Here is a 25,265-nt window from a genome sequence, read left to right as displayed (position 1 = left end):
AAGGGGGAGGTATGGCACGCACCGTTTTAATTACCGGTGGGGCGGGGTTCATCGGTTCGCACCTGACGGACGAGCTCCTCCGGCACGGCTACCGGGTCCGGGTGCTCGACGCCCTGGTTCCCCAGGTCCACGGCACCTCCGGGAAGCGCCCCGGGTACCTCGCCGCCGACGCCGAGCTGATCAAGGGAGACGTGCGCGACGCCGAGGTGGTGCGCCGGGCGCTCGACGGGGTGGACGCGGTCTACCATTTGGCGGCGCTGGTCGGGGTCGGCCAGAGCATGTACCAGATCGAGAATTACACCTCGGTCAACGACACCGGGACCGCCGTGGTCATGGAGGCGGTCGCGCGCAGCGGCAGCGTTGCCAAGGTGGTGGTCGCCTCCAGCATGAGCATCTACGGCGAGGGGCTCTACCGCGACGGCAACGGCGGGCTCTACCCCGAGGTGCGGCGCGAACCGGAGCAGTTGCGCCGCGGGGAGTGGGAACTGCACAACGGCAGCAGCGAACCCCTGGTCCCGATCCCCACCCCCGAGAGCAAGACCCCCTCGCTGGCGTCGGTGTACGCCCTCTCCAAGTACGTGCAGGAGCGGATGGCGCTCATCGTCGGCGCCAGCTACGGTATTCCGGTGGTCGCCCTGCGCTTTTTCAACGTCTACGGGACCCGCCAGGCCCTTTCCAACCCCTACACCGGGGTCCTGGCCATCTTCGCCTCCCGCCTTTTGAACGACCATCCCCCCCGCATCTTCGAGGACGGCCAGCAGCAGCGCGATTTCGTAAGCGTCTACGACGTGGCGCGCGCCTGCCGGCTCGCCCTGGAGGTCGAGCAGGACCGGGCCCGGGTCTTCAACATCGGCAGCGGCGAGAGCCGGACCGTGCTGCAGGTGCTGGAGCGGCTGTCGCGGCTTTTGCACCGGGAAGAACTCCTTCCCGAGATCACCGGCACCTACCGCGCCGGGGACATCCGGCACTGCTTTGCGGATATCGGCTCGGCGCGGGAGCTGCTGGGGTTCGAGCCGCAGGTACGGTTCGAAGCGGGGCTGGCCGAGCTGGCCGAGTGGCTCAAGGGGCAGATTGCGGTGGATCGGGTACTGGAAGCACATGCGGAGCTATCGGATCGGGGGCTGACCATATGAAAAGAAAGGTCGCGCAGGACCTGCCGGAGCATTTCGGCGTGGTGGAGTGGTTTCGTCCGGGGGAGTTCGAGCGGGTGGAAAGGGTCCTCGCCGATCTGACCCGTATCGGTGCCGAGCGGATCAGGACCGGCATCTCGTGGGCCGACTGGTACGCCCCCGGCGGGCGGGAGTGGTTCCACTGGCTGGTCCCCAGGCTCGCCGCGCGCGTGGAGTTGCTCCCCTGCGTTCTGTACACCCCCCCCTCCATCGCCGTGGAGCCCAAGACCTCGTCGCCGCCGGTCCGGCCCAAGGACTACGCCGACTTCATCGACGTCCTGATCACCGAGCTGGGGGACCACTTCCAGTACATCGAGCTGTGGAACGAGCCGAACAACCTGAGCGAGTGGGATTGGACCCTCGACCCGCACTGGACCGCCTTCGGGGAGATGATCGGCTGCGCCGCCCACTGGGCCAAGGTGCGGGGCAAGAAAACGGTCCTGGGGGGGATGAGCCCGATCGACGGCCACTGGCTCTGCCGCATGTTCGACCTGGGGGTCATGGAGTTCATCGACGTGGTGGGGATCCACGGCTTTCCGGACATCTTCGACTACACCTGGAAAGGATGGCCGCGCAATGTCCAGCCGGTGCGCGAGGTGCTCAACTCCCGAGGCAGCGCCTGCGAGATCTGGGTCACCGAAGCCGGCTTTTCGACCTGGCAGCACGACCAGCACAAGCAGCTCAAGGTCTTCCTCGAATTTCTCGAGGCGCCGGCCGGGCGGATCTACTGGTACGGCATCGACGACCTGGACCCCAGCCTTGCTGCCGTGGACCGTTTCCATCTCGACGAGCGGGAATACTTCTTCGGTCTGCGTGAGGCGAAGGGAACCCCGAAACTGCTGTACCGGCTGCTGGAAAACGGCGGCGTCCGGGCGGTTCGGCGCATCGCCGCGCTCCCGGGAATCAGCGAGAGCCCCGCCGACCGGGCCACCCTGATCACAGGAGGGGCGGGCTTCATCGGGACCAACCTCGCCGCCCGGCTTTTGCGTGAAGGGGAGCGGGTGATCCTCTATGACAACCTCTCCCGCCCCGGGGCGGAAAAGAATCTCCTTTGGCTGCAGGACCAGTACGGGGACCGGGTAGAGACGGTGGTGGCCGACATCCGCAACCCGCTGGAACTGGAGAAGGCGGTGGCCCGGGCGCGCCACGTGATCCACTGTGCGGCACAGGTCGCGGTGACCACGAGTCTCGCTGAGCCGGCGCGGGATTTTTCGATCAACGCCGGAGGCGTCATTAATCTTTTGGAGGCGATCCGCAAGGCGAAGGAGCCGCCCACGCTCCTTTTCACCTCCACCAACAAGGTCTACGGCGGCATCGACGGGTTCCGGCTGCAGCGCACCCGGTCGCGCTACGAGCCGGTCGACGAGGTGCTGCGCAAGTACGGCCTCTCGGAAAAGACCCCCTTGGATTTCCTGAGCCCCTACGGCTGCTCCAAAGGGTGCGCCGACCAGTACGTCCTCGACTACGCCCGAAGCTTCGGAATCCAGGCCGCCGTCTTCCGGATGAGCTGCATTTACGGTCCGCACCAGTTCGGCACCGAGGACCAGGGGTGGGTCGCCCATTTCGTGAGCCAGACCCTGAAAAACCGGGCCATCACCATCTACGGGGACGGCTGCCAGATCCGCGACCTCCTCTTTGTGGAAGACCTGGTCGACGCCATGCTCGCCGCCCGGGGGATGATGCCGCTTCTGGCCGGGCAGGCGTTCAATATCGGGGGTGGGCCGGATCGCTGCGTGAGCCTGATCGAGCTTTTAGAGCTCCTCCGTTCCCTGCATGGCGCCCTGCCGCGCCTCTGCCACGAGGAGTGGCGCACCGGCGACCAGAGGTACTACGCCTCGGACACGCGCAAGTTCTCGCGCATCACCGGATGGGCTCCGCGCCACGGGGTGCGGGAAGGGGTGACGGCCCTTTACGACTGGCTGCACGAGGCGCTGCACATACGCAAGCCCGCGGTGACGGGGTACCGTCCCGCCGGTTACAGCACGACAGCGGAGGCGACATGAGCAAGATGCAGGCGGCGGTGATCCAGGCCCCGGGCAAGGCGGGGATGGTGGAGGTACCGGTACCGGAGCCGGGACCGGGGGAAGTGGTGGTGCGGCTGGAGGGGTGCGGGGTCTGCGCCTCCAACATCCCGCTTTGGGAAGGGCGCCCCTGGTTTACCTACCCCGCGGCCCCCGGAGCCCCGGGACACGAGGGGTGGGGGCGGGTGGCGGCCCTGGGCCGGGGGGTGAACGGACTGGCGGAAGGGGACGCGGTGACCGTCCTCTCCTACCATGCCTTTGCCGAGTATGACAAGGTTCCGGCCGCCTCGGCGGTCCGGCTCCCGTCTCTTCTGCAGGGAATCCCCTTTCCCGGTGAGTCGGTCGGCTGTGCCCTCAACGTCTTCCGGCGCTCGGACATCCACGCCGGGCAAACCGTCGCCGTCATGGGGGCCGGTTTTCTCGGCGTCATTTTCGTCGCCCTGGCGGCCGCCAAGGGAGCGCGGGTGATCGCCATCTCCCGCCGGCAAAGCGCACTGGAGCTCGCCAAAAGCTATGGGGCCTGCGAACTGGTCCACCTGGACGACCACAACCGCGTCCTGGAGGAGCTGCGCAACCTGACCGGCGGCAGAGGGTGCGACCGCGTCTTGGAGGCGACCGGACACCAGTGGCCCCTGGACGTCGCCGGGGAGATCGTCTGCGAACGGGGCCAGCTCATCATCGCCGGGTTCCACCAGGACGGGCCGCGCCAGGTGAACCTCCAGCTCTGGAACTGGAAGGGGATCGACGTGGTGAACGCCCACGAGCGGGAGGCGCAGCGCTACCTGGAGGGAATCCGCGCCGGGATCGAGGCGGTTGAGGCCGGGCTGTTCCGGATGACGGACCTGGTGACCCACAAGTACGGCTTGACCGAGCTGGAAAAAGCCTGCCAGACCCTGGTCGAGCGTCCGGAAGGGTTCGTGAAGGCGGCACTGCTCATGCCCGGTTAACGGACTTCCCCATAAACCTCACCATCCCCTCGCGCGAGGGCCGGTGCCTTGAGCGTCGAAGTGGCGCAAAAGGGGAGGGGGAGGTCTCGGGCAGTAAGTTGCGGGCGTAGGCGAGAGGGAGGAAGCATGCTGAAAAGACAAGGGGCATTGCCGCGGCTGGGATTTTTGGGGACCGGATGGATCGGGAGGCATCGGCTGGAGTCGATCCATCGCTCCGGAGAGGCCGAGATCGTCGCCATCGCCGACCTGAATCGGGAAAACGCGCTGGATGCGGCGCAACTGGTGCCCAAGGTACGGGTCCTAAGCTCGCTGGACGACCTGCTGGAGCTGGACCTGGACGGCGTGGTCATCGCCACCCCGAGCGCGGGGCACGGCAGCCAGGCGGAGCGTGCCCTGGAAAAGGGAATGGCGGTCTTTTGCCAAAAGCCGCTGGGTAGAAACGCGGCAGAGACGGTTCGGGTGGTCGATGCGAGCCGGCGCGCGGACCGGCTTTTGGGGGTGGATTTTTGCTACCGGTTCACCGACGGAATGGAGCGGATCCATTCCATGGTGCAGCAGCGCAAGCTGGGTGAGGTCTTCGCCGCGGACCTCGTTTTCCACAATGCCTACGGTCCGGACAAGCCCTGGTTCTACGATGCCGAACTCTCGGGGGGGGGCTGCCTGATGGATCTGGGGAGCCACCTCGTCGACCTGGCACTCTGGCTTTTCGACTACCCGGAAATCCGGTCGGTAGGGAGCTCGATCTACGCCAAGGGGGAACGGCTCAAGGCGGGGAGCGGACAGGTGGAGGATTACGCGGCAGTGTCGCTTTGCCTGGAAGGGGGGAGCGTGGTCCGGATCGCTTGCTCCTGGAACGTCTCGGCCGGCCAGGATGCGGTCATCTCGTGCAATCTCTACGGCACCGACGGGGGGGCTTCCTTCCGCAACGTGGACGGCTCCTTTTACGATTTCGTCGCCGAGCATTTCCGGGGCACGTCGCGGCGCACCCTGGCCACCCCTCCGGACGACTGGGGGGGGAGGGCGGCGGTGACTTGGTGCCGGCGCCTGCGGCGCGGCCACGGCTTCGACCCGGAGTCGGAGCAGCTGGTCCGGGTGGCCGCTGCCCTCGATGCCGCCTATGGGCGCTGACGTGAAAGGGGTCCGGGAACGAAAGCCTCCTCCGGAGGGGGGAGGGCCGCGCCGGGTGCTGATGACCGCCGATGCCGTCGGAGGGGTCTGGAGCTACGCGCTGGAGCTGGCGCGGGGGTTGGCCGGCTACGGGGTGGAGGTGATCCTCGCGGTGATGGGGACCCCCCCGACCGCGGACCAGCTTCGCGAGGTGCGCGGCATCCGCAACATCGCCCTGCACCGAAAGCCCTTTGCCCTGGAGTGGATGGAGGATCCCTGGGACGACGTGGATCGGGCCGGCCGCTGGCTCCTGGAGCTTGCCGACGAGCTCGGTCCGGACCTGGTGCATCTGAACGGCTACGTCCATGCCGCGCTCCCCTGGAAATGCCCCTGCGTCGTGGTCGCCCATTCCTGTCTTTATTCCTGGTGGGACGCGGTGCGCCAAGGGGTGACCCCGGAAAAGTACCGGCGCTACCGGGACGCCGTCCGGCGCGGCCTCTCCTGTGCGAGCGTTGTCGCGGCTCCCTCCGGCGCGATGCTCTCCAGCCTGGAGCGCTTTTATCTCCCCCTCGGCAAGACCCGGGTAATCCACAACGGCAGGAGCCGACGGCGCTTCAAGCCGGGGTGCAAGGAGAACTTCGTCTTGTCGGTCGGGCGGCTCTGGGACGAGGCGAAGAACGTGGATGCGGTAATGAAAAGCGCCGGGACCGTCCCCTGGCCGGTATACGTGGCCGGACCGGAAGGGCATCCGGAAGGGGGGCTGGTGCCGCTGCAAAACGTCAACCGGCTCGGGCAGCTCTCTCCCAAACGGCTGGCTTCCTGGTTTGCCCGCGCCTCCATCTACGCCCACCCGGCACGGTACGAGCCTTTCGGCCTCACCATCCTGGAGGCGGCGATGTCGCGCTGTGCCTTGGTGCTCGGCGACATCCCGAGCCTGCGCGAGCTCTGGAAGGACGCCGCCCTCTTCGTTCCCCCCGACGACACCGAAGCCCTTGCCGCGCAGCTGCGCCTGCTGTGCGAGGACCGCGAACGCCGGGAGCAGATGGCGCAGAAGGCCTTTGCCCGCAGCCTGGATTTTTCTCCGGCCAAGATGGCGGCCCAGTACCTCGACGCGTACGGGACGGCGCTTCAGTAGCCAAGCAAGCGGCTTTTCCGGTGGGAGCGGCATTCCAGGCCGCGATCCGCCGGAGGCGGGGATGCCGGTCGAATCGCGACGGGAAAGGCGCTCCCACCGGGTAAGCCACCGGGTAGTTATTTAGTAGCCGCCGCGACAAAAGAGCCATCGAATCGCGACGGGAATGTCGCTCCAGGGGTTAGCGCCCGCACGGTTTGTGCCAAGGGAGGATCTGCCGTTGTGCGTATCGTGATGTTCTACCACTCCATCGTGTCGGATTGGAACCATGGCAACGCCCACTTTTTAAGGGGCATTGCCACCGAACTTCTGGCGCGTCGCCACGAGGTCGAGGTGTTCGAACCGAAAAACGGCTGGAGTTATCGAAACCTGGTCCGGGAGGAGGGGGAACGGGCGATCCGGCGCTTCCGCCGGGCCTTCCCGCAGCTCAAGGAGTCGCCCTACGAGTTGGAGGGGCTGAGCCTGGACCGGACCCTGGAGCGCGCCGACCTGGTCATCGTCCACGAATGGAACGACCCGGAGCTGGTGCGCCGCATCGGGGAGCACCGCCGCAGGCGGGGGAATTACACCCTCCTGTTCCACGACACCCACCACCGATCGGTCACCGACGCCGCTGCGATGGCGGCCTACGATCTCTCGGGCTTCGACGGGGTCCTCGCCTACGGCACGCCGATCCGGGACATTTACCTCGCCCGCGGCTGGGCCAAGCGGGCCTGGGTCTGGCACGAGGCGGCGGACGTGCGGGTTTTTTATCCGCGGTCCAACCGGCACAAGGAAGGGGACGTCGTCTGGATCGGTAACTGGGGGGACGACGAGCGTACCGACGAGATCCGCGAGTTCTTCATCGAGCCGGTGCAACGGCTCAAGCTCAAGGCGATGGTGTACGGGGTGCGTTATCCGGAAAAGGCGCTGCGCCTGCTGGAGGGGGCGGGAATCCGCTACGGCGGCTGGCTCCCCAATTTCGAGGTGCCGCGCGTCTTTTCCCGGTACCGGGTCACCCTGCACATCCCGCGGCGCCCGTATGCCGAAAGCCTTCCCGGCATCCCGACCATCCGCCCCTTCGAGGCGTTGGCCTGCGGCATCCCGCTGATCTCGGCGCCGTGGGAGGACCGCGACCGGCTCTTCAGCGCCGGGAAGGATCTCCGGTTCGCCGGCGACGGTGCCGAGACCGAAGACATCCTCCAGGAACTCCTCGCCCATCCGCAGCAGGCCAAAAGCCTTGCCGCCCACGGCCTCGCCTGCATCATGGAGCACCATACCTGCGGACGCCGCGTGGACGAGCTGATGGCAATCTGCCGGGAGCTCGGCATGAACACCGTCACCGGACGGGAATGGGAAAGGGGGAACTGATGGGGCTGAACATCGCCTTCTTCGGATCGAGCCTGGTTTCCAGTTACTGGAACGGGGCCGCGACCTATTACCGGGGGTTGATCCGCGCGCTCAACCTGCTTGGGCACCGGGTCACCTTCTACGAACCGGACGCCTACGACCGCCAGCAGCACCGCGACATGAAGCCCCCCCGTTGGGCGCGGGTGGTGGTCTACCCGGCGACTCGGGCCGGCGTGTACCGCGCCCTGGAAGGGGCGCAGGGGGCCGACCTCGTGGTGAAAGCAAGCGGGGTGGGGGTGTTCGATGAGCTGTTGGAGCAGGAGGTCCTGGCCCTGAAACGCCCCGGAAACCAGGTGGTCTTCTGGGATGTCGATGCGCCGGCGACCCTGCAACGCCTGCGGGAAAACCCCAGCGACCCGTTCCGGGTCCTGGTGCCGCGCTACGACATGATCCTCACCTACGGCGGCGGAGATCCCATCGTGGCGGCATATACCAAGATCGGAGCCCGCGGCTGCGTCCCGATCTACAATGCGCTGGACCCCTCCACGCATCATCCGGTCCGCGCCGAAGATCGCCTGCGGGCCGATCTCTCCTTTTTAGGAAACCGCCTGCCGGACCGCGAGCGGCGGGTCGAGGAATTCTTCTTCGAAGTGGCCCGGCGCCTGGGAGCGCGGCGCTTCATCCTGGCCGGAGCCGGTTGGGACGACAAATCCCGTGGCGCCAACATCACCTACCTCGGCCACCTCGGCACCAGGGACCATAACGCCTTCAACTGCAGCAGCCTCGCCGTCCTCAACGTCAGCCGCAGCTCCATGGCGGAAAACGGCTTCTCCCCGGCGACCCGCGTTTTCGAGGCCGCCGGCGCCGGGGCCTGCGTGATCACCGACAGCTGGGACGGGGTGGAGTGTTTCTTCGAGCCGGGAAACGAGATCCTGGTCGCCGCCTCGGGCGCCGAGGTGGCGGCGATATTGGACCGGCTCACCCCGGCGGAGGCGCTCCAGGTGGGGAGATCGGCCCTGGCGCGGGTGAAGCGGGAGCATACCTACGCCCACCGGGCCCGGCAGTTCGAAACGATCTTCGGCGCGGCGAGGGGGAAGTCATGAAGGTCGTCGTCGTGGGGCTTTCGATCACCTCCTCCTGGGGAAACGGCCATGCCACCACCTACCGCGCGCTGCTGAGGGAATTGGCGCGGCGCGGCCACGACATCGTATTTCTGGAGCGCGATGTGCCGTGGTACGCGGCGAACCGGGACCTCCCCGAGCCGCCGTACTGCCGCACCATCCTCTACCAGAACCTGGACGAGCTCTTCTTGCGGCACGCCCCCCGCATCCGGGAGGCGGACTGTGTCATCGTCGGCTCCTACGTGCCGGAGGGGATCGCCGTGGGAGAGTGGGTCACCGCAAATGCCGGCGGGGTCACCGCGTTTTACGACATCGACACCCCGGTGACCCTGTCCCGCCTCCGGCGCGGCAAGTGTGCCTACCTTTCCCGGGAACTCATCCCGCGCTATCACCTCTACCTCTCCTTCACCGGAGGGCCGACCCTGGGCGCCCTGGAGCGGGACTACGGCGCGCCGCGGGCCCGCGCCCTCTACTGTTCGGTCGATCCCGAGCTGCACTACCCGATTCCCCGCCCGCACCGCTGGGACCTCGGCTACCTCGGCACCTACAGCGACGACCGGCAGCCGACCCTGGAGCGGCTCCTGGTGCGGCCGGCCCTGCTTTGGGGGGAAGGGCGCTTCGTGGTGGCGGGATCCCAGTACCCCGAACAGATCCCCTGGCCCGCGAATACCGGCCGGATCGAACACCTTGCCCCGGAAAGCCACCGGGAGTTCTACACGGCGCAGCGCTTTACCCTCAACGTGACCCGCAGGGACATGATCGCCGCCGGCTATTCACCGAGTGTCCGGCTCTTCGAGGCGGCGGCCTGCGGGGTCCCCCTGGTGAGCGACCGGTGGCCCGGGCTGGAGGAGTTCTTCACTCCCGGTGTTGAGATCCTCGTTGCTGAGAACGAAAAGGATGTGCTCTGCTATCTGCGCGAACTCCCGGAATCGGAGCGCCTGGGAGTCGCACGGCGGGCCCGGGAGCGGGCTCTTGCCTTCCACAGCGCCGCCCGGCGGGCTCAGGAGCTGGAGGAATATCTCAACGAGTGCTGAGGTGGATCAACCCCTTAAAACGCCCTCCCTTGCGAAGGGGGCGGGGGGGATGTGCCTTTGGTGATTGATGGCAGGTTGGCTCTGGCAGCAGTTTGAGGACGACCGATGACCGAGGAAAAAACTACCCTGCAGGAAATCCGGGAACTCGCCCCGTGGTTCCACAACCTGCACCTTCCCGACGGGAGCCAGACCGCCCCGGACCACTTCCTGGGCGACTTCCCCGCCTTCAAATGGCAGGAGCTCGCCCCGTTCATCCCGGCCGACCTCACCGGGTGGCGCGCCCTCGATATCGGCTGCAACGCCGGATTCTACAGCTTCGAGCTGGCCCGGCGCGGAGCGCGGGTGACCGGCATCGATGTCGACGGCCGTTACCTGGAGCAGGCCCGCTGGGCGGCGGAGAAGTTCGGACTCAAGGACCGGGTTGAGTTCCGGGAAATGCAGGTGTATGATCTCGCCCGCACCCAGGACAGCTGGGACCTGGTCCTGTTCATGGGGGTCTTCTACCACCTCCGTTATCCGCTCCTGGCGCTGGACATCATCGCCCAGAAGGTGGCCCGACTCATGGTATTCCAAACCCTTACCCTCCCCGGCCGCGACGTGGTCGACCAGCTCGATCACTGGATCAACGACCGCGACACCCTGCTCGAGGCCGGCTGGCCCAAGATGGCCTTCATCGAGCACCGCTTCGCCGGCGACCCCACCAACTGGTGGATCCCCAACCATGCCGGGGTCGAGGCGATGCTCCGCTCCGCCGGGCTCCGCATTACCGGCTACCCGGGCGACGAGATGTACTGCTGCGAGCCTGATCCCGACCGCCCTTCCTGCATGACCACCTGGAACCGGCAGGAGTTCCGCTCCGCCACCAACTCCCCTGCGTGACCCCATGCTTCTCGACGAGGTCGTTTCCGTTTCCGAAGGGCTCGCCGGCACCTCCCGCCGGCTGAGCAAGATCGATCTCCTCGCCTCCCTTTTGTCCCGCCTTTCCGGCGACGAAATTCCCATTGCCGTCAACTACCTGAGCGGAGTCCTGCGCCAGGGGCGCATCGGCGTCGGTCCGGCGCGCCTTTTCCGTCTTCAGGCTGCCGCGGCAGCGCTGCCGACCCTGAGCCTGCACGAGGTCGATGCTGCCTTTGATGCGATCGCAGCCGACTCCGGAGCCGGTTCCCAGGAAAGGCGCCGCGCCGCGCTTGCCGCACTTTTTCAAAAGGCGACCCGGCGCGAACAGGATTTCCTGATCCGGATCACCCTGGGCGAGCTGCGCCAGGGAGCGCTCGAAGGGGTGATGGAGGAAGGCGTCGCCCGTGCCGCGGGAATCCCGGTGGGAGAGCTGCGCCGGGCGGCCATGGTGGCGGGAGATCTTGCCCCGGTCGCCGGCGCGCTCTTAACCCGCGGGCGGGAAGGTCTCTCCGCGTTCACCCTCACCCTGTTCAAGCCGGTGGCGCCGATGCTGGCGCAGCCCGCCGCCGACCTGGAGGAAGCTCTGGCCAGGCTGGGGGAGGCGGACCTGCAGTGGAAGCTGGACGGCGCCCGGGTCCAGCTGCATAAGGAAGGCGACCGCGTCCGCGTCTACAGCCGCAATCTCAACGACGTAACCGATGCCGTACCCGAACTCGTGGAGGGGGCGCGGGAGTTCGCGGCGCAAAGCCTGATCCTGGACGGGGAGGCGCTGGCACTTCGCTCGGACGGCTCGCCGCACCCGTTCCAGACCACGATGCGCCGCTTCGGACGCCGCCTGGGTGTGGCCGAGCAGCGCCGGAGCTATCCGCTTTCGCCCTTTTACTTCGACTGCCTCTACCATGACGGGGAGAGCCTGATCGCTTTGCCGGAACGGGTGCGCTTCGCACGCCTGGCCGAGGTACTCCCCCCGGAGGTCGTGATCCCCCGCCTGGTTACCGCGGACCCGGCCCGCGGGGCGCAGTTTCTGGCGGAACTTCTGGAGCTTGGCCACGAAGGGGTGATGGCCAAGGCGGGCGACTTCCCCTACGAGGCGGGGCGGCGGGGCTACGGCTGGCTCAAGGTGAAACCGGTGCAGACCCTGGACCTGGTGATCCTGGCTGCCGAATGGGGGCACGGACGCCGGCAGGGGACCCTGAGCAACCTCCATCTCGGTGCTCGCGACGAGCATGGCGGCTTCGTCATGCTCGGCAAGACCTTCAAAGGACTCACCGACGCGATGCTCGCCTGGCAGACGGCCCGGCTTCTCGAACTCGAGGTGTCCCGCGATGCCGGGACGGTCTATGTGAAACCGGAGCTGGTGGTGGAGATCGCCTTTTCCGACATCCAGGCGAGCCCGCGCTACCCGGGCGGTTTTGCACTCCGTTTTGCCCGGGTGAAGCGCTACCGCCCTGACAAAGAACCTGCCGAGGCGGACACCATGGCTACCATACGGGCGCTTTTCCGCGGCCGCTCGGAGCGATGATACAGTCACAACCGCTTTGCCGCCCAACCTCTCCTCAGTTCATTCTCCGCGGTTCTCACACCTGATGTCACCACCGCAGCCGCCCTAGGACGATGAGAATGCATCAAAGACATAGCGCTGGCAACGGCACTGTCAGTCCATCGCCAGCCCAGGATTTCCCACCGCCAGATCTGTCATAACGGTCAGCTTCAATATTTCGAGTTGCAATGTAACTTTAATAGTGGTAATTTACTAAAAACCGCTAATATTAAAACTATGACTGTGCGTTCCCTTCTCTGAGGACCAGGCGGTCCGGCTAACCCTGCTATGCCAGAGTGGCCGGCTCCTGAGACAAAAGGGGCAGGGATACATGGGGATTGGAGAGAGCCGGTGGCAGCGACCAACTGTATGAACGGAAATGCCGACCCTCTTATGCATATTAATGGACGGTTGTCGAGCGTTGACTGCTTTTCTGGACGAGCTCTAGGAGGTACCATGGGCGATCCGAGAATACTGCTCGTAGAGGACAACTGTGATTGTGAGGAACTTGCCTTGCGGGCGTTGCGCAAGGCGGGGTTCGCGTCGGTCGAGGTGGCGCGGGACGGAGCCGAGGCGTTAGGAAAGCTGCTGGTCGACCCGGCGGGAGGGCCCGACGGGGAGGAGCAGATCATCCTGCTCGACCTGAAGCTCCCCAAGATCGACGGAGTCGACGTCCTGAAGCGGATCCGGAGCGACCAGCGCACCAAGGACCTGCGGGTCATCGCCCTGTCGGCGTCGGAAAATCCGGCGGAGATAGAAAGGTGCTTGTCGTTGGGGGTGGACGCGGTTTTGACCAAGCCGCTGGACACCGAAGCGCTGAAGAGGACGCTTCTGACCTGACGGGGCCCGCCTGGTAGGACAAAAAAAGCCCCCGTCCATAAGACGAGGGCTTTTTTGTGGTCACTAACCGCAGCTGGAAGGATCAGGCTTTCTTGTCGTCGTCGGGACGACCCGGCTTGATTTCGATCTCGTCCTTGCCGCTGGAAGCGTTTTTGAAGTTCCTGATGCTTTTACCGAGTGCGCCGCCGATCTCGGGAAGGCGCGACGCGCCGAAGATGACGAGAACGATGACCAGGATGATGAGCAGCTCCGGTACGCCGAATCCGAACATGACTCCCTCCGTTTGACGTTAAACCTTAAGTTGCCTGAGTATGTCATTGGGCGGTTAAAAAATCAAGCAGTTGGCGCGGGCCGGCCGAAAATCCATCCGGAGTCGGCCAGTTCCCTGTGATGCGATGACCGAAGGAGACCTGCGATGAACAAGATGATCCTTTTGGTAGAAGACAACGCGGATGACGAGGCGCTAACCCTGAGGGCGGTGAAGAAACAGATGCCGCACGAGATCGTGGTGGCCCACGACGGCGCGGAGGCGCTGGATTTCCTTTTTGGAACCGGTACCTACGACGACCGCGATCCGTCGATCCGGCCGCTGCTGATCCTGCTCGATCTCAAGCTCCCCAGGGTGAACGGGCTCGAGGTTTTGCGCCGCATCCGCAGCGACCATCGCACCAAGATGATCCCGGTGGTGGTGTTCACCTCGTCCACCGAGGAGCAGGACATTCTCGACAGTTACACCCTGGGCGCCAACAGTTACATCCGCAAGCCGGTGGATTACACCCAGTTCTGTTCCGACCTCAAGCAGGTGGTGAACTACTGGCTCGTGGTGAACCAGCTCCCTCCGCTGCGCGCCTGCAGCTGAACCTCCGGGCGCAATCCCATAAACGTCACGAATAACCGATCCTTGCGTGGGAGGCCCTTCCGGGCGCGATGTTCACCCCGAAATCGCGTCCGCAAGGGCGCTCCTGCCGCAGACCTCCATTCCCCTCTCTTCCCGAATCCCCATCCTTCGTGCTATCATCCCACCCCATGGACAGATTCGAACTGGTAACCAATTACGAGCCGCGCGGCGACCAGCCGCAGGCAATCAAGGAACTCGTCGCGGGGGTCGAGCGCGGAGACCGGGCCCAGGTCCTCCTCGGGGTGACCGGATCCGGGAAGACCTTCTCGATGGCGAACGTGATCGCCCAGACCAACCGCCCGACCCTGGTCCTCGCCCCGAACAAGACCCTGGCCGCCCAGCTCTACGGCGAATTCAAGGAGCTCTTTCCCAACAACGCCGTCGAGTACTTCGTCTCCTATTACGACTACTACCAGCCGGAGGCCTACCTCCCGTCGACCGACACCTTCATCGAGAAGGATTCCTCGATCAACGACGAGATCGACAAGTTTCGCCACTCGGCCACCCGCAGCCTCCTTACCCGGCGCGACGTCATCATCGTCGCCTCGGTCTCCTGCATCTACGGGATCGGCTCCCCCGAATCCTACAGCGAGATGCAGATCCGGATGCGCGAGGGGGAGACCCTGGACCGGGACGAGCTTTTGGAAAAGCTGGTTGCCATCCAGTACGAGAGAAACGACATCGACTTCCACCGCGGCACCTTCCGGGTGCGCGGCGACACGGTGGAGATCTTCCCCGCCTACGATGACGAGAAGGCCCTGCGGGTCGAATTCTTCGGGGACACCATCGACGCCATCACCGAGATCGACCCTTTGCGCGGGGTGCAGTTGAACCGCCTCCCCAAATGCGCGGTCTATCCGGCCTCCCATTACGTCGCTACCCGGGAAACCCTGGAGCGCGCCGTGGAGGCGATCCGGGTGGAGCTGGAAGAGCGGATCCGCGGCTTCAATGCCGAAAATCGCCTCATCGAGGCGCAGCGCATCGAGCAGCGGACCTTCTTCGACATCGAGATGATGATGGAGATCGGCTTTTGCCAGGGGATCGAGAACTATTCGCGCCACTTCGACGGCCGCAAGGCGGGGGAACCCCCCTACACCCTTCTGGATTACTTCCCGAAGGATTTCCTGATGCTGATCGACGAGTCGCACATCACCGTGCCGCAGGTGGGGGGGATGTTCCGCGGCGACCGCAGCCGGAAGGAAACGCTGGTGGATTTCGGCTTCCGGCTCCCGTCGGCCCTGGATAACCGCCCGCTGACCTTCAAGGAGTTCGAGAAGAAGCTCCACCAGACCGTCTACATCTCCGCGACGCCGGCCGATTACGAGCTCCGCGCCGCGGGGGGCGTCGTGGTGGAGCAGGTGATCCGGCCGACCGGCCTCATCGACCCGGCCATCGAGGTCCGGCCGGCCGCCGGGCAGGTGGACGATCTGCTGGCCGAAGTGCGCGCCACCATCGCCGCCGGCGGGAGGATCCTCGCCACCACGCTCACCAAGCGGATGGCGGAGGAGCTCACCGATTACTACCGCGAGCTCGGCATCAGGGTCCGCTACCTCCACTCGGACATCGACACCTTCCAGCGGATGCAGATCCTGCGCGAGCTCCGCCTGGGGGAATTCGACCTGCTGGTCGGCATCAACCTTTTGCGCGAGGGGCTCGACCTCCCGGAGGTCTCCCTGGTTGCCATCCTGGACGCGGACAAGGAAGGGTTCCTCCGCTCGACCCGCTCCCTGATCCAGACCTGCGGCCGGGCCGCACGTAACGTCTCGGGGCGGGTCATCATGTACGCCGACCGCGTCACCGGATCGATGCAGAGCGCCATCGACGAGACGCTCCGGCGCCGCGAAATCCAGTCCGCCTACAACGAGGCGAACGGGATCACCCCGGAGACGGTGCGCCGGGCGATCGCCAATATCCTGGAGGTTCCCGAGGAACGGGATTACGTGACGGTGCCGGTCAAGGACGAACTCCTCGACCCCAAGGAGGCGGCCAAGCTGGTGAAACGGCTGAGGAAGGAGATGCTGACGGCGGCCAAGTCGATGGAATTCGAAAAGGCCGCCGAACTGAGGGATCGGATCAAGGCACTGGAAGAGCGGGAATTGAGGCTCTAGGCGGGGGTGGCGGCGGGTTTGCGCCGCCTTCTCCGGCGGCGTTTCTTTTTGGCCGGGCCGGATTCTTCCCCTTGCTCGGCGCCGCTCTCCTGGGGCGGGCCGGCCAGCGGATTCTGGTGCAGGTAGCGCTCCCACCAGTCGGCGAGGGAACGTTTTACCGGGGTGAGTTGCTCCAAAAACCGCAGGTAGGCGAGCGCGTCGGGGAAGGACTTGCGGGCCAGGACGCCGCGGGCGTTTCTCCCCGGGGTCTTCTGGAACCGGTGCTGGCAGGAGAGGATTTCCCGTACCGCGATCAGCACCCGGTTGGGTACCAGCACCGTCGGGGAAAGCTCCCCGGCAAAATCGGCGATCGCGGCGTCGGTTGCCTGCTGGGAGGGGAGCCCGTGGCCGCGGTACTGGGCGATCTTCTCTTCGAGGTATTCCCCGAACACCAGGGCGATGAACAGCGGCTGGGAAACGGCTTCCCCCTGCCCGAGCCGCTCGTCGACCCAGTCCAGGGCCCGGCTCACCCTCACGTGGGGAAAGCCTTCGCTCTCGCGGGAGAGCCAGGCGTCGAAATGGGGGAAGAGCGGCGCGAAGAGCCCGGTCTGGCGCAGCATCTGGTAGGTCCGTTCCCCCGCTCCCATCATCAGGAGCTTGAGCACTTCCTCGTAGAGACGCGGCGGCGATGCCTTCACGATGCTGTCGCAAAGCTCATGGATCGCATTCAGGGTTTCGTTCTCGATGTTGAAGCCGAGCATGGACGCGAAACGCACCGCACGGATCATCCGGACCGGGTCCTCGGTGAAGCGGACCTGCGGTTCGCCGATGGTCCGGATCACCCCCGCCTTGAGGTCCTCCATCCCCCCCACGTAGTCGATGATGGAAAAATCGGCGATGTTGTAAAAGAGCGCGTTGACGGTGAAGTCGCGCCGGACCGCGTCCTCCTCGGGGGTGCCGAAGAGGTTGTCCCTGAGCACCATCCCGTCTTCGCTTTTCAAAAGGGAAGGGCCGTGGTGGTGCCGCCGCTCTCGGCGGCGGGGCGGTTCCTGGCCTTCCTCGGGCTCGACCTCGACCGGGGGCTCCGGCAGCGGTTCGTCTTCCGGTTCCGGGGCGTTCTCGGCGGTGGAGCGGAAGGTCGCCACCTCGACGATCTCGTCATGGAAATGGAGGTGGGCCAGTCGGAACCGGCGCCCGATCAGGCGGCAGTTGCGGAAAATCCGCTTCAGCTCGTTGGGGGTCGCGTCGGTGACGACGTCGAAATCCTTGGGTTCGCGGCCCAGCAGCAGGTCGCGGACTCCGCCACCCACCAGGTAGGCGGTGAAGCCTTGTTCTTTGAGCTTGTAGAGGACTCTTACGCCGTTGGGGCTGAGGAGGGAGCGGGAAATACAGTGTTCGGCGCGGGGAATGACGTTTTTTTGCGGGGTTCTATTCATTCCGCTGAAAATAACACAGATACCGAGCAAAGGCAAAGGTGTCGAAATGCCGATTTTTGACTTTGGTCATGACGTCCTCCCCACATCGCTGTTAGTATGACGCCATGGACAAGCTTGAGAAGAAATTGCACGACGACATCAAGGTACTTACCGGCTTCGTCGGCATCTATTGCCGCGGCAAGCACGGTACCCGCAAAGGGGCGCTCTGTCCCGACTGTTCGGAACTCCTTGCCTATGCGCACCAAAAAAGGCGAAAATGCCCGCTGGACCCGAAACCGGCCTGCAAACACTGCCCGATCCACTGCTATGCCAAAGAGCAGCGCAACCGGATGCGCGAAGTGATGGGCTACTCGGGTAAACGCCTCCTCCTCAAAGGGAGGCTCGACCTCCTCTGGCACTATTTCTTTTAAATACGAAGCAAACCGCAAAGGAGTCACGAATGATCAGGAAAATCGTCAACATCGACCCGGACAAATGCAACGGCTGTGGACTTTGCGTCCCCTCCTGTGCCGAAGGGGCCATCAGGATCGTCAACGGCAAGGCGGAGATCGCCGCCGACAACCTCTGCGACGGCCTGGGGGCCTGCCTGGGCGACTGCCCGCAGGACGCCATCACCATCATCGAGCGTGAGGCCGATGAGTTCGACGAGGAAGCGGTGCACCAGCATCTGGAGCAGCAGAAGCCGGCGCAGGCCAAACCGGCGCCGCAGCATGCCCACCACCACGGCGGCGGCTGCCCCGGCTCCCGGATGCAGAGCTTCGCCCCGGCGGCGTCCGCTCCCCCGGCAAAAGGGGCCGCCCAGCCGAGCCAGCTCGCCCAGTGGCCGGTCCAGCTGCACCTGGTCCCGCCCCAGGCCCCGTACTTCCAGGATGCCGATCTTTTGATCACCGCCGATTGCGTCCCCTTCGCCTATGCCGACTACCATCGGGACTTTCTGGCCGGCAAGGCGGTCGTGGTCGGCTGCCCCAAGCTCGACGACCTCAACTTCTACATCGAAAAACTGACCCAGATCTTCCGCCAGTCCTCGATCAAGAGCATCACGGTGCTCCGGATGGAAGTTCCCTGCTGCGGCGGGATCATGCACGCCGCCCGCCAGGCCCTCGCCGCCAGCGGCAAGGAAATCCCCCTGAACGACGTGATCATCTCGCTGCGCGGCGAGGTGCTCGAGCGCTAGATCGCAGCCTCAACCGGACCGATCCGTCAGATCCGACGGGTCGGTCCGATCAATCCGGCCCCAGCTCCCCGGAACGGTCCCAATGGGATCAAAAGGATAAAATTGATCTTTTTAGATTGACACCCCCCATATCGGCTGGTATAAATTTTCCTGCGTGTCATTTTAATAAGAACAAAAGGAGACAGCCGATATGAGCATTACCACTCTGGTCACCCAAGAAGCCCCCGATTTTACTGCTGAAGCGGTATTCCCCGATAACTCCTTTGCCGAACTCACCCTTTCCAAGTACCGCGGCAAGTACGTCGTGCTCTTCTTCTACCCGCTCGACTTCACCTTCGTCTGCCCGTCCGAGATCCTGGCCTTCAACAAGCGTCTCGCCGAGTTCAAGGAGAAGAACTGCGAGGTGATCGGTGTATCCGTCGACTCCAAGTTCACCCACCTGGCCTGGAAAAACACCCCGATCGACAACGGCGGCATCGGCAACGTCCAGTACCCGCTGGTGCAGGACCTCAACAAGAACATCGCCCGCTCCTACGGCATCCTCTTCAACGAGGCGGTCGCGCTGCGCGGTCTGTTCCTGATCGATACCAAGGGGATCGTGCGCCACAGCGTGATCAACGACCTCCCGCTCGGCCGCAGCGTCGGCGAGGCGCTCCGCATGGTCGACGCGCTCCAGTTCGTCGAGACCCACGGCGGTGAAGTCTGCCCCGCCAACTGGCAGGAAGGTGATGAGGCGATGAACGCTTCCAAGGAAGGGGTCGCCAAATATCTCGCCAAGCACGGCAAGTAACCCTCAGCCAACGGCAAACCGAAAAGGGCGCGGAAGAGATTCCGCGCCCTTTTTTTATGGCGCGGTAGCGGCGCCGCAACTCCGCTCCCAGCTTGCCACGGTAGGGGAATTATGCTAAAAGGAAAAAGTTTTTAAGCCCTTGCTGTCATTACCCCTCAAAAGGAGCCGTTCCCATGCGTCTGAAAGCGATCCTGATACTGCTGCTGATGCTCATTGCCACGGCGTCCTTTGCCCAGGAGAGTCAGCAGCCGGAGGCGATCACCGAAAAAATGGCGTTCAAACTGGTGCGCGGCGTGGCCAACGTCGCCACGTCGATCGTCGAGATCCCCAAGCAGTCCTACCTGATGGTGCGGGACCGGGGCAGGGTGGGGTACGTTGTCGGGCCGATCAAGGGGTTCGGGATGGCCTTCTACCGCCTCCTTTCCGGGGTGACCGAGACGGTGTTCTTTGCCGTGCCGCAGCCGGGATACTATGACCCGATGATCGATCCGGAATTCGTCTGGCAGGGATGGTCGGAGAAACGGGTCGAGCCGCGGAATCCTCAGGAGGCTGAGGTCGCCGAGAAAAAGGGAGAATGATATGCGTTTGAGTCGTTGCGTCCTGGTGGCGCTCGTTGGTGCCCTTCTGGTGGTGGCTGCTCCGCAGCGCCAGGCCTCGGCCTCGGACCAGGATTTCCGGACCATAGAGGATTCCTCTGCCCAGGAGGTGGTCGACGGGATGGCGAACAAGCTGGTCCGCGGCATCACCAACGTAGGCACCGGCTGGCTGGAGCTGCCCAAGCAGATCTATCTGACCTCGAAGGAGGAGGGGAAGGTGAAAGGGGCGACGGTCGGGCCGGTCAAGGGTATCGGAATGGCACTGGTGCGTACCGCGGCGGGAGTCGGGGAAGTTTTCACCTTCATGCTCCCGTTCCCCGGCTTTTATTCTTCCTACCTCGATCCGTCGTACGTCTGGGAAAAGGAGTAGGCGCAGGCGGCGGGGCGCGCCCGTCGATCTTCATCCTTTGAACCTTTGGCAGATAAAAAAAGGCCGCATCTTTCGATGCGGCCTTTTTGGTTGCTTGGAAAGCGAAATTACTTCGCAGCCGGAGCAGCCGGAGCTTCTTCTTTCTTCTCGTCTTTCTTCTCAGCTTTAGCGGCTTTCTTAGCAGCTTTCTTAGCTTTCTTGGCTTTCTTAGCTTTCTTAGCCGGAGCTTTTTCTTCTTTTTTCGGCTCAGCAGCAGCTTTGTCAGCAGCCGGAGCAGCGTCAGCAGCGAAAACTACGCCAGCGAAGGAAACGGCAACGAGAGCAGCAACGATGGAGGACAGAACTTTTTTCATGGTGAATCTCCTTAAAAGGTGTGTGATGCCTTCTTATTAGCAGGCACCATGCCAACATCCTCATGAATTTGTAACTGCCGGTTTTTGCGCCAATGTGTGCAAAAACGCGGCAACCCAGGCCTTCCGGGGCAGCCGCATTTCCTCCATGGCATACCTTATTTGCGGTATCGATACCTCTTTCCCGGTAAAACGGCAGGAGTAATACCTTGCCACAGTGGCGCACAATTGTTACTATGTGCGGTCACGGCTTAAACGCAGTTTTTGGGGGATTTTTGAGCGATAGTACGCTTTTGTCGGTAGAGAAACCGGCCCGGTACATGGGCGGTGAAATGGGCAGCGCAACTGCAGGCGGGGAACTCCGGCTGGTCCTGGCTTTCCCGGACGTATATGAAGTGGGCATGAGCCACCTGGGGCTCCAGATCCTCTATGGGATTCTCAAGGAGATCCCGTGGGTCGCGCCGGAGCGGGCCTATGCCCCGTGGCCGGACCTGGAGGAGCGGCTCAGAAGCGAAGGCCGGTCGCTGGCGACCCTCGAGACCGACACGCCCCTGGCGCAGGCCGACATCCTCGGCTTCACCCTGCAGTATGAGCTTTCCTACACCAACATCCTGAACATGCTGGACCTCTCCGGCATACCGTTTCGCGCCGCGGAGCGGGGGGAGGGGTATCCGCTGGTGATCGGGGGGGGGCCGTGCGCCTTCAACCCGGAGCCGCTGGCGGATTTCTTCGACCTTTTCCTCATCGGTGACGGCGAGGAGGCGATCGTCGAGATCGCCGAGGCGGTGCGCGACGCCAAGCGGGAAGGTCTGGGCAAGGACCTCCTGCTGGAGCGGTTGAGCCGCATCGAGGGGGTCTACGTCCCTTCCTTCTTCGAGGTGCGCTACCACGAGGACGGCCGGATCGAGGAGATCAAGCCGCTCAAGGAAGGTCATGCCAAGGTGCGTCGCCGCTTCGTCGCCGACCTCGAGACCGCCCCCTATCCGACCACCCCGGTGGTGCCGTTTCTCAAGACGGTGCACGACCGGGTGGCGGTGGAGATCTCCCGCGGCTGCACCCGGGGCTGCCGTTTCTGCCAGGCCGGATACATCTACCGGCCGGTCCGGGAGCGCAGCCCGGAGCGGATTCTTCAGATCGTCGAGGAGGCGCTGGAGAATACCGGCTATGACGAAATCTCGCTCCTGTCGCTTTCCACCGGCGATTACGGCTGCCTGAGCCCGCTTTTGAAGGGACTCATGGATCGCTACGCCGCGCGGCGCAAGGCGGTCTCGCTCCCGTCGCTTCGGGTCGGGAGTCTCACCCCGGAACTGGTGGAGGAGATCCGCCGGGTACGCAAGACCGGCTTTACCGTGGCTCCCGAGGCGGGAAGCGAGCGGCTGCGCCGGGTGATCAACAAGGGGATCACCGAGCCGGACCTGCTGGAAAACGCGCGCGCCGTCTTCGGCGCCGGCTGGCGGGTCATCAAGCTTTACTACATGATCGGGCTTCCCACCGAGACCGAGGAGGACCTGGCGGGTATCGTCTCGCTTTCCCGCGAGGTGAAGCGGCAGGGCAAACTCGCCGGTTCCGGCGGGGACGTCAACGTTTCGGTCTCCAGTTTCGTTCCCAAACCGCATACCCCGTTCCAGTGGGAACCGATGATCTCCCAGGAGGAGATCATCCGGAAACAGCGCTGGCTGAAAGACGAGCTGAAGAAGAAAAAGCTGGTCATGAAGTGGCAGGACTCCTCCCTTTCCATGATGGAGGGGGTCTTCTCCCGCGGCGACCGGCGCCTTTCGACCCTGCTCATCAAGGCGCACGAGCTCGGCTGTCGTTTTGACGGCTGGTGGGAGCATTTCGACCGTGAAAAGTGGGCCGAGGCCTTCCGCTTGACCGGCATCGACGCATCTTTCTATTACCGGCGCCGCGAACTCGATGAGCCGCTCCCGTGGGAGCACCTGGATTGCGGCGTCACCAAGGAATACCTCCTCAAGGAGCGGGAGCGGGCGCTGGTCGAGGCGCCGACCCGGGACTGCCGCGAGGACGTCTGCAGCGGCTGTGGGGTCTGTGATTTCGAGGAGCTGAAGCTCCGGCTCAACCCCGCGGTCCCCTTCGAGACCTACGCCTGTCCCCCCCCCGAGGAGGATGCCGCGGAGCCGACCCGGATCCGGGTCCGCTTCGACAAGCTCGGGCGGATGCGCTACCTGGGGCACCTGGAGATGCTGACCCTCTTCACCCGCGCGGTGGGCCGGGCCGGGATCCCGATCCGGTTCTCGCAGGGGTTCCACCCCCATCCGAAATTTTCCTTCGCCACCGCCCTTTCGGTCGGGGTGGAGTCGCACGCCGAGTACCTCGACATCGAGGTTGCGGCGGGATATACCGCCGAGATGCTGAAAGAACGTCTGAACCGCGCCCTCCCGGAAGGGGTGAAGGTGCTGGAGGCGGCCGAGATCCCGCTCCGGGCGCCGTCTCTTTCGTCGGTGATGGAAAAGGTACGGTACCGGGTAACGCTCCCCGATGCTTGCGCGGCGGAACTCCCCGCGCGGGTCAGCGCGTTCCTGGCCCTGGAGTCTGCGCCGATCCGGCGTGAAAAGAAGGGAAAGGTGGTCGAGTTCGACATGCGTCAGGAGCTCTGCGAGCTCAGGGCGGATGGCAAGGTGCTGGAAATGGTGATCACCCGCGGAAAGCCGCTGGAGTATGCGGCGGCGGTCCTGGAGGTTCCGGTGGACTCCCTGAGGGGAGTGCCCCAGGAAAAGCTCGAGGTGATCTTCTCCGGCGCGCCCGACGAATGACAGTTTTTTTTATTTTATTTATAGAGTGAGGGGCAAGCATGGGTAACGAGCTGGTGATCAACACCACCTCCCACGAGACCCGCATCGCGCTCATCGAAAACGGCACCATTGCGGAGCTGTACGTCGAGAGGAGCAGGGTCAAGGGGATCATCGGGAACATCTACAAGGGAAGAGTGGTCCGGGTCCTCCCCGGCATGCAGGCCGCCTTCGTGGACATCGGCCTGGAGAAGGCGGCGTTTCTCTACGTCGCGGACGTCTTCGACTCGATGGAGGACTACGAGCCGTTCATCGAGGGGGAGGAAGGGGAGCACGAACCGCACCCGCTGCACCCGATCGAGGATCTCCTTCAGGAGGGACAGGAACTTTTGGTGCAGATCTCCAAGGAGCCGATCGGCACCAAGGGGGCGCGCATCACGGCTCACATCTCCCTGCCGGGCCGGCATCTCGTCTACATGCCGACCGTGGACCATGTCGGCATCTCGCGCCGCATCGAGGACGAGGCGGAGCGCGACCGGCTCAAGGAGATCGTGGACCGGATCAAGCCTCCCGGGGGGGGCTTCATCGTGCGCACCGTCTCGGAAGGGAAGAGCGAGGAGGACCTGGTTGCCGACCTCCACTACCTGACCAAGCTCTGGGACGAGGTTGCCAAGCGCAAGGACAAGGCCGGCGCACCCAGCCTGATCCATTCGGACCTCGACGTGACCCAGAAGGTGGTGCGCGACATCCTGACCGAGTCGGTGGAGCGGATCGTCGTCGATTCCAAGCCGGAGCACGACAAGATCGTCCAGTTCATCTCGACCTTCATGCCCAAGATGAAGTACTCCATCGAGCTCTACGACGAGGAGGAGCCGATCTTCGACCACTTCGGCCTGGAGGTGGAGATCAGCCGGGCCCTGGGGCGCAAGGTCTGGCTGAAAAGCGGCGGCTACATCATCATCGAGCAGACCGAGGCGCTCACCGCGATCGACGTCAACACCGGTCGCTACGTCGGCAAGCACAACCTCGAAGACACCATCCTCAAGACCAACCTCGAGGCGGTGAAGGAGATCGCCTACCAGCTCAGGCTCAGAAACCTGGGCGGGATCATCATCATCGACTTCATCGACATGGAGAAGGAGGTGAACCGGGACAAGGTCTACGGCGCGCTCGAGGAGGCGCTGAAGAGCGACAAGTCGAAGACCAACATCCTGAAGATCTCCGAACTGGGACTGGTCGAGATGACCCGCAAGAGGGTGCGCGAGAGCCTGGGCCGGATGATGTGCGAGCCCTGCCCGTACTGCGAGGGTAGGGGATACGTCAAGTCCAAGATCACCGTCTGCCACGAGATCTTCCGCGAGCTGCGCCGCGAGATGCTCGACATCCGCGGGACCAAGGTGATGCTCACCGTCCACCCGCAGGTGGCCGACCTCCTCTACGATGAGGAGCGCCGCGGCCTGGAGGAGCTGGAAAAGAACTTCAAGAAGCGGATCACCGTCCGCGCGAAGCCCGGCTTTCACCAGGAGCAGTTCGAGGTGGCGGTTAGCTGAGTCAATTGACAACGGACAATTAACAATTGACCGTGAAAACCTTGTTCCCGGGAGAGCGGTGGGGTGCGGGGTGCCGCCCGCTCTGGTTCCCAGGCTCCAGCTTCGCCCACCGGGTACCAAGCTGGAGCCT

General features: G+C 64.4%; 23 protein-coding genes. 20 read left to right on the top strand and 3 right to left on the bottom strand.

The annotated features are described in order from the left end of the window. Nucleotides 1–11: 11 nt before the first annotated feature. The 11 genes from JFN93_RS15320 to JFN93_RS15270 all read left to right on the top strand — a co-directional run bounded on the left by JFN93_RS15320 (nt 12) and on the right by JFN93_RS15270 (nt 13,137). Nucleotides 12–1,133, top strand: a complete 1,122-nt coding sequence (locus JFN93_RS15320; protein ID WP_199384976.1) for an SDR family NAD(P)-dependent oxidoreductase — start codon at nt 12–14, stop codon at nt 1,131–1,133. Continuing rightward, the gene (locus tag JFN93_RS15315) at nt 1,130–3,172 is read left to right on the top strand and encodes an NAD-dependent epimerase/dehydratase family protein (RefSeq protein ID WP_199384975.1); all 2,043 of its coding nucleotides are present in this window, start codon (nt 1,130–1,132) and stop codon (nt 3,170–3,172) included. Before JFN93_RS15320 ends, JFN93_RS15315 begins: the two co-directional genes overlap by 4 nt. Continuing rightward, entirely contained in the window at nt 3,169–4,137 is a 969-nt protein-coding gene (locus tag JFN93_RS15310; protein ID WP_199384974.1) for an MDR/zinc-dependent alcohol dehydrogenase-like family protein, read from the top strand. The genes JFN93_RS15315 and JFN93_RS15310 overlap by 4 nt, the downstream gene beginning before the upstream one ends. 126 nt (nt 4,138–4,263) lie before the next feature. Then, entirely contained in the window at nt 4,264–5,265 is a 1,002-nt protein-coding gene (locus JFN93_RS15305; protein ID WP_236021754.1) for a Gfo/Idh/MocA family protein, read from the top strand. Then, nucleotides 5,246–6,379, top strand: coding sequence for a glycosyltransferase family 4 protein (locus JFN93_RS15300; RefSeq protein ID WP_236021752.1), 1,134 nt, complete (start codon nt 5,246–5,248; stop codon nt 6,377–6,379). The genes JFN93_RS15305 and JFN93_RS15300 overlap by 20 nt, the downstream gene beginning before the upstream one ends. 219 nt (nt 6,380–6,598) lie before the next feature. Beyond that, nucleotides 6,599–7,726 (top strand): CgeB family protein, encoded by a 1,128-nt coding sequence (locus JFN93_RS15295; protein WP_199384973.1) that lies wholly within the window; start codon nt 6,599–6,601, stop codon nt 7,724–7,726. Continuing rightward, a complete protein-coding gene (locus JFN93_RS15290) occupies nt 7,726–8,808 on the top strand; it encodes a CgeB family protein (protein WP_199384972.1) in 1,083 nt (360 codons plus the stop codon). The genes JFN93_RS15295 and JFN93_RS15290 overlap by 1 nt, the downstream gene beginning before the upstream one ends. Further along, nucleotides 8,805–9,860 (top strand): CgeB family protein, encoded by a 1,056-nt coding sequence (locus tag JFN93_RS15285; RefSeq protein WP_199384971.1) that lies wholly within the window; start codon nt 8,805–8,807, stop codon nt 9,858–9,860. Before JFN93_RS15290 ends, JFN93_RS15285 begins: the two co-directional genes overlap by 4 nt. Nucleotides 9,861–9,965: 105 nt before the next feature. Further along, nucleotides 9,966–10,739 (top strand): TIGR04290 family methyltransferase, encoded by a 774-nt coding sequence (locus JFN93_RS15280; protein ID WP_199384970.1) that lies wholly within the window; start codon nt 9,966–9,968, stop codon nt 10,737–10,739. A 4-nt stretch (nt 10,740–10,743) separates the two neighbouring features. Beyond that, nucleotides 10,744–12,279 (top strand): ATP-dependent DNA ligase, encoded by a 1,536-nt coding sequence (locus JFN93_RS15275; RefSeq protein WP_199384969.1) that lies wholly within the window; start codon nt 10,744–10,746, stop codon nt 12,277–12,279. A 474-nt stretch (nt 12,280–12,753) separates the two neighbouring features. Then, the gene (locus JFN93_RS15270; RefSeq protein WP_199384968.1) at nt 12,754–13,137 is read left to right on the top strand and encodes a response regulator; all 384 of its coding nucleotides are present in this window, start codon (nt 12,754–12,756) and stop codon (nt 13,135–13,137) included. An 82-nt stretch (nt 13,138–13,219) separates the two neighbouring features. On the opposite strand, the gene JFN93_RS15265 is transcribed toward JFN93_RS15270, so the two are convergent. After that, complete coding sequence (locus tag JFN93_RS15265) at nt 13,220–13,408, bottom strand: twin-arginine translocase TatA/TatE family subunit (protein ID WP_199384967.1); 189 nt, start codon at nt 13,406–13,408, stop codon at nt 13,220–13,222. 144 nt (nt 13,409–13,552) lie between these two features. On the opposite strand from JFN93_RS15265, the gene JFN93_RS15260 reads away from it, so the two are divergent. Next, nucleotides 13,553–13,996 (top strand): response regulator, encoded by a 444-nt coding sequence (locus tag JFN93_RS15260; protein ID WP_199384966.1) that lies wholly within the window; start codon nt 13,553–13,555, stop codon nt 13,994–13,996. Nucleotides 13,997–14,163: 167 nt separating this feature from the next. Then, complete coding sequence (gene uvrB / locus JFN93_RS15255) at nt 14,164–16,143, top strand: excinuclease ABC subunit UvrB (RefSeq protein ID WP_199384965.1); 1,980 nt, start codon at nt 14,164–14,166, stop codon at nt 16,141–16,143. On the opposite strand, the gene pcnB is transcribed toward uvrB, so the two are convergent. Beyond that, nucleotides 16,140–17,558: a polynucleotide adenylyltransferase PcnB gene (pcnB, locus tag JFN93_RS15250; protein WP_199384964.1), complete on the bottom strand. Its 1,419-nt coding sequence runs from the start codon at nt 17,556–17,558 to the stop codon at nt 16,140–16,142. The genes uvrB and pcnB overlap by 4 nt on opposite strands. Before the next feature lie 104 nt (nt 17,559–17,662). Here pcnB and JFN93_RS15245 point away from each other — a divergent pair, with 104 nt between their 5' ends. From JFN93_RS15245 to JFN93_RS15225, 5 genes are all read left to right on the top strand, one after another. After that, nucleotides 17,663–17,968 carry a nitrous oxide-stimulated promoter family protein gene (locus JFN93_RS15245; RefSeq protein WP_199384963.1) on the top strand — a complete coding sequence of 102 codons (306 nt, stop codon included), beginning with the start codon at nt 17,663–17,665 and terminating at the stop codon, nt 17,966–17,968. A gap of 29 nt (nt 17,969–17,997) precedes the next feature. Further along, on the top strand, nt 17,998–18,732 hold the full coding sequence (locus tag JFN93_RS15240) for an ATP-binding protein (RefSeq protein ID WP_199384962.1): 735 nt from the start codon (nt 17,998–18,000) through the stop codon (nt 18,730–18,732). 190 nt (nt 18,733–18,922) lie between these two features. Beyond that, nucleotides 18,923–19,522, top strand: a complete 600-nt coding sequence (locus tag JFN93_RS15235) for a peroxiredoxin (RefSeq protein ID WP_199384961.1) — start codon at nt 18,923–18,925, stop codon at nt 19,520–19,522. A 173-nt stretch (nt 19,523–19,695) separates the two neighbouring features. After that, nucleotides 19,696–20,100 (top strand): exosortase system-associated protein, TIGR04073 family, encoded by a 405-nt coding sequence (locus JFN93_RS15230; RefSeq protein ID WP_199384960.1) that lies wholly within the window; start codon nt 19,696–19,698, stop codon nt 20,098–20,100. A gap of 1 nt (nt 20,101) precedes the next feature. Continuing rightward, on the top strand, nt 20,102–20,488 hold the full coding sequence (locus tag JFN93_RS15225; RefSeq protein WP_199384959.1) for an exosortase system-associated protein, TIGR04073 family: 387 nt from the start codon (nt 20,102–20,104) through the stop codon (nt 20,486–20,488). Between the two features lie 107 nt (nt 20,489–20,595). On the opposite strand, the gene JFN93_RS15220 is transcribed toward JFN93_RS15225, so the two are convergent. Further along, nucleotides 20,596–20,841, bottom strand: coding sequence for a hypothetical protein (locus JFN93_RS15220; protein WP_199384958.1), 246 nt, complete (start codon nt 20,839–20,841; stop codon nt 20,596–20,598). 272 nt (nt 20,842–21,113) lie between these two features. Between JFN93_RS15220 and JFN93_RS15215 the strand changes: the two genes are divergently transcribed. After that, nucleotides 21,114–23,609, top strand: a complete 2,496-nt coding sequence (locus tag JFN93_RS15215) for a TIGR03960 family B12-binding radical SAM protein (protein WP_199384957.1) — start codon at nt 21,114–21,116, stop codon at nt 23,607–23,609. Between the two features lie 38 nt (nt 23,610–23,647). Next, entirely contained in the window at nt 23,648–25,135 is a 1,488-nt protein-coding gene (gene rng / locus JFN93_RS15210; protein ID WP_199384956.1) for a ribonuclease G, read from the top strand. Nucleotides 25,136–25,265: the final 130 nt, after the last annotated feature.

Origin of the sequence: Geomesophilobacter sediminis (assembly GCF_016458275.1) — a bacterium.
Lineage (GTDB): Bacteria > Desulfobacterota > Desulfuromonadia > Geobacterales > Geobacteraceae > Geomesophilobacter > Geomesophilobacter sediminis.
This window is presented reverse-complemented; position numbering and strand designations above follow the sequence as displayed.

Excerpts from the sequence above, each read along its gene's own strand:
- JFN93_RS15320 (WP_199384976.1), top strand. The coding sequence starts at position 12 with ATGGCACGCACCGTTTTAATTACCGGTGGGGCGGGGTTCATCGGTTCG.
- JFN93_RS15315 (WP_199384975.1), top strand. The coding sequence starts at position 1,130 with ATGAAAAGAAAGGTCGCGCAGGACCTGCCGGAGCATTTCGGCGTGGTG.
- JFN93_RS15310 (WP_199384974.1), top strand. The coding sequence starts at position 3,169 with ATGAGCAAGATGCAGGCGGCGGTGATCCAGGCCCCGGGCAAGGCGGGG.
- JFN93_RS15305 (WP_236021754.1), top strand. The coding sequence starts at position 4,264 with ATGCTGAAAAGACAAGGGGCATTGCCGCGGCTGGGATTTTTGGGGACC.
- JFN93_RS15300 (WP_236021752.1), top strand. The coding sequence starts at position 5,246 with ATGCCGCCTATGGGCGCTGACGTGAAAGGGGTCCGGGAACGAAAGCCT.
- JFN93_RS15290 (WP_199384972.1), top strand. The coding sequence starts at position 7,726 with ATGGGGCTGAACATCGCCTTCTTCGGATCGAGCCTGGTTTCCAGTTAC.
- JFN93_RS15285 (WP_199384971.1), top strand. The coding sequence starts at position 8,805 with ATGAAGGTCGTCGTCGTGGGGCTTTCGATCACCTCCTCCTGGGGAAAC.
- JFN93_RS15280 (WP_199384970.1), top strand. The coding sequence starts at position 9,966 with ATGACCGAGGAAAAAACTACCCTGCAGGAAATCCGGGAACTCGCCCCG.
- JFN93_RS15275 (WP_199384969.1), top strand. The coding sequence starts at position 10,744 with ATGCTTCTCGACGAGGTCGTTTCCGTTTCCGAAGGGCTCGCCGGCACC.
- JFN93_RS15270 (WP_199384968.1), top strand. The coding sequence starts at position 12,754 with ATGGGCGATCCGAGAATACTGCTCGTAGAGGACAACTGTGATTGTGAG.
- JFN93_RS15265 (WP_199384967.1), bottom strand. The coding sequence starts at position 13,408 with ATGTTCGGATTCGGCGTACCGGAGCTGCTCATCATCCTGGTCATCGTT.
- JFN93_RS15260 (WP_199384966.1), top strand. The coding sequence starts at position 13,553 with ATGAACAAGATGATCCTTTTGGTAGAAGACAACGCGGATGACGAGGCG.
- uvrB (WP_199384965.1), top strand. The coding sequence starts at position 14,164 with ATGGACAGATTCGAACTGGTAACCAATTACGAGCCGCGCGGCGACCAG.
- pcnB (WP_199384964.1), bottom strand. The coding sequence starts at position 17,558 with ATGAATAGAACCCCGCAAAAAAACGTCATTCCCCGCGCCGAACACTGT.
- JFN93_RS15245 (WP_199384963.1), top strand. The coding sequence starts at position 17,663 with ATGGACAAGCTTGAGAAGAAATTGCACGACGACATCAAGGTACTTACC.
- JFN93_RS15240 (WP_199384962.1), top strand. The coding sequence starts at position 17,998 with ATGATCAGGAAAATCGTCAACATCGACCCGGACAAATGCAACGGCTGT.
- JFN93_RS15235 (WP_199384961.1), top strand. The coding sequence starts at position 18,923 with ATGAGCATTACCACTCTGGTCACCCAAGAAGCCCCCGATTTTACTGCT.
- JFN93_RS15230 (WP_199384960.1), top strand. The coding sequence starts at position 19,696 with ATGCGTCTGAAAGCGATCCTGATACTGCTGCTGATGCTCATTGCCACG.
- JFN93_RS15225 (WP_199384959.1), top strand. The coding sequence starts at position 20,102 with ATGCGTTTGAGTCGTTGCGTCCTGGTGGCGCTCGTTGGTGCCCTTCTG.
- JFN93_RS15220 (WP_199384958.1), bottom strand. The coding sequence starts at position 20,841 with ATGAAAAAAGTTCTGTCCTCCATCGTTGCTGCTCTCGTTGCCGTTTCC.
- rng (WP_199384956.1), top strand. The coding sequence starts at position 23,648 with ATGGGTAACGAGCTGGTGATCAACACCACCTCCCACGAGACCCGCATC.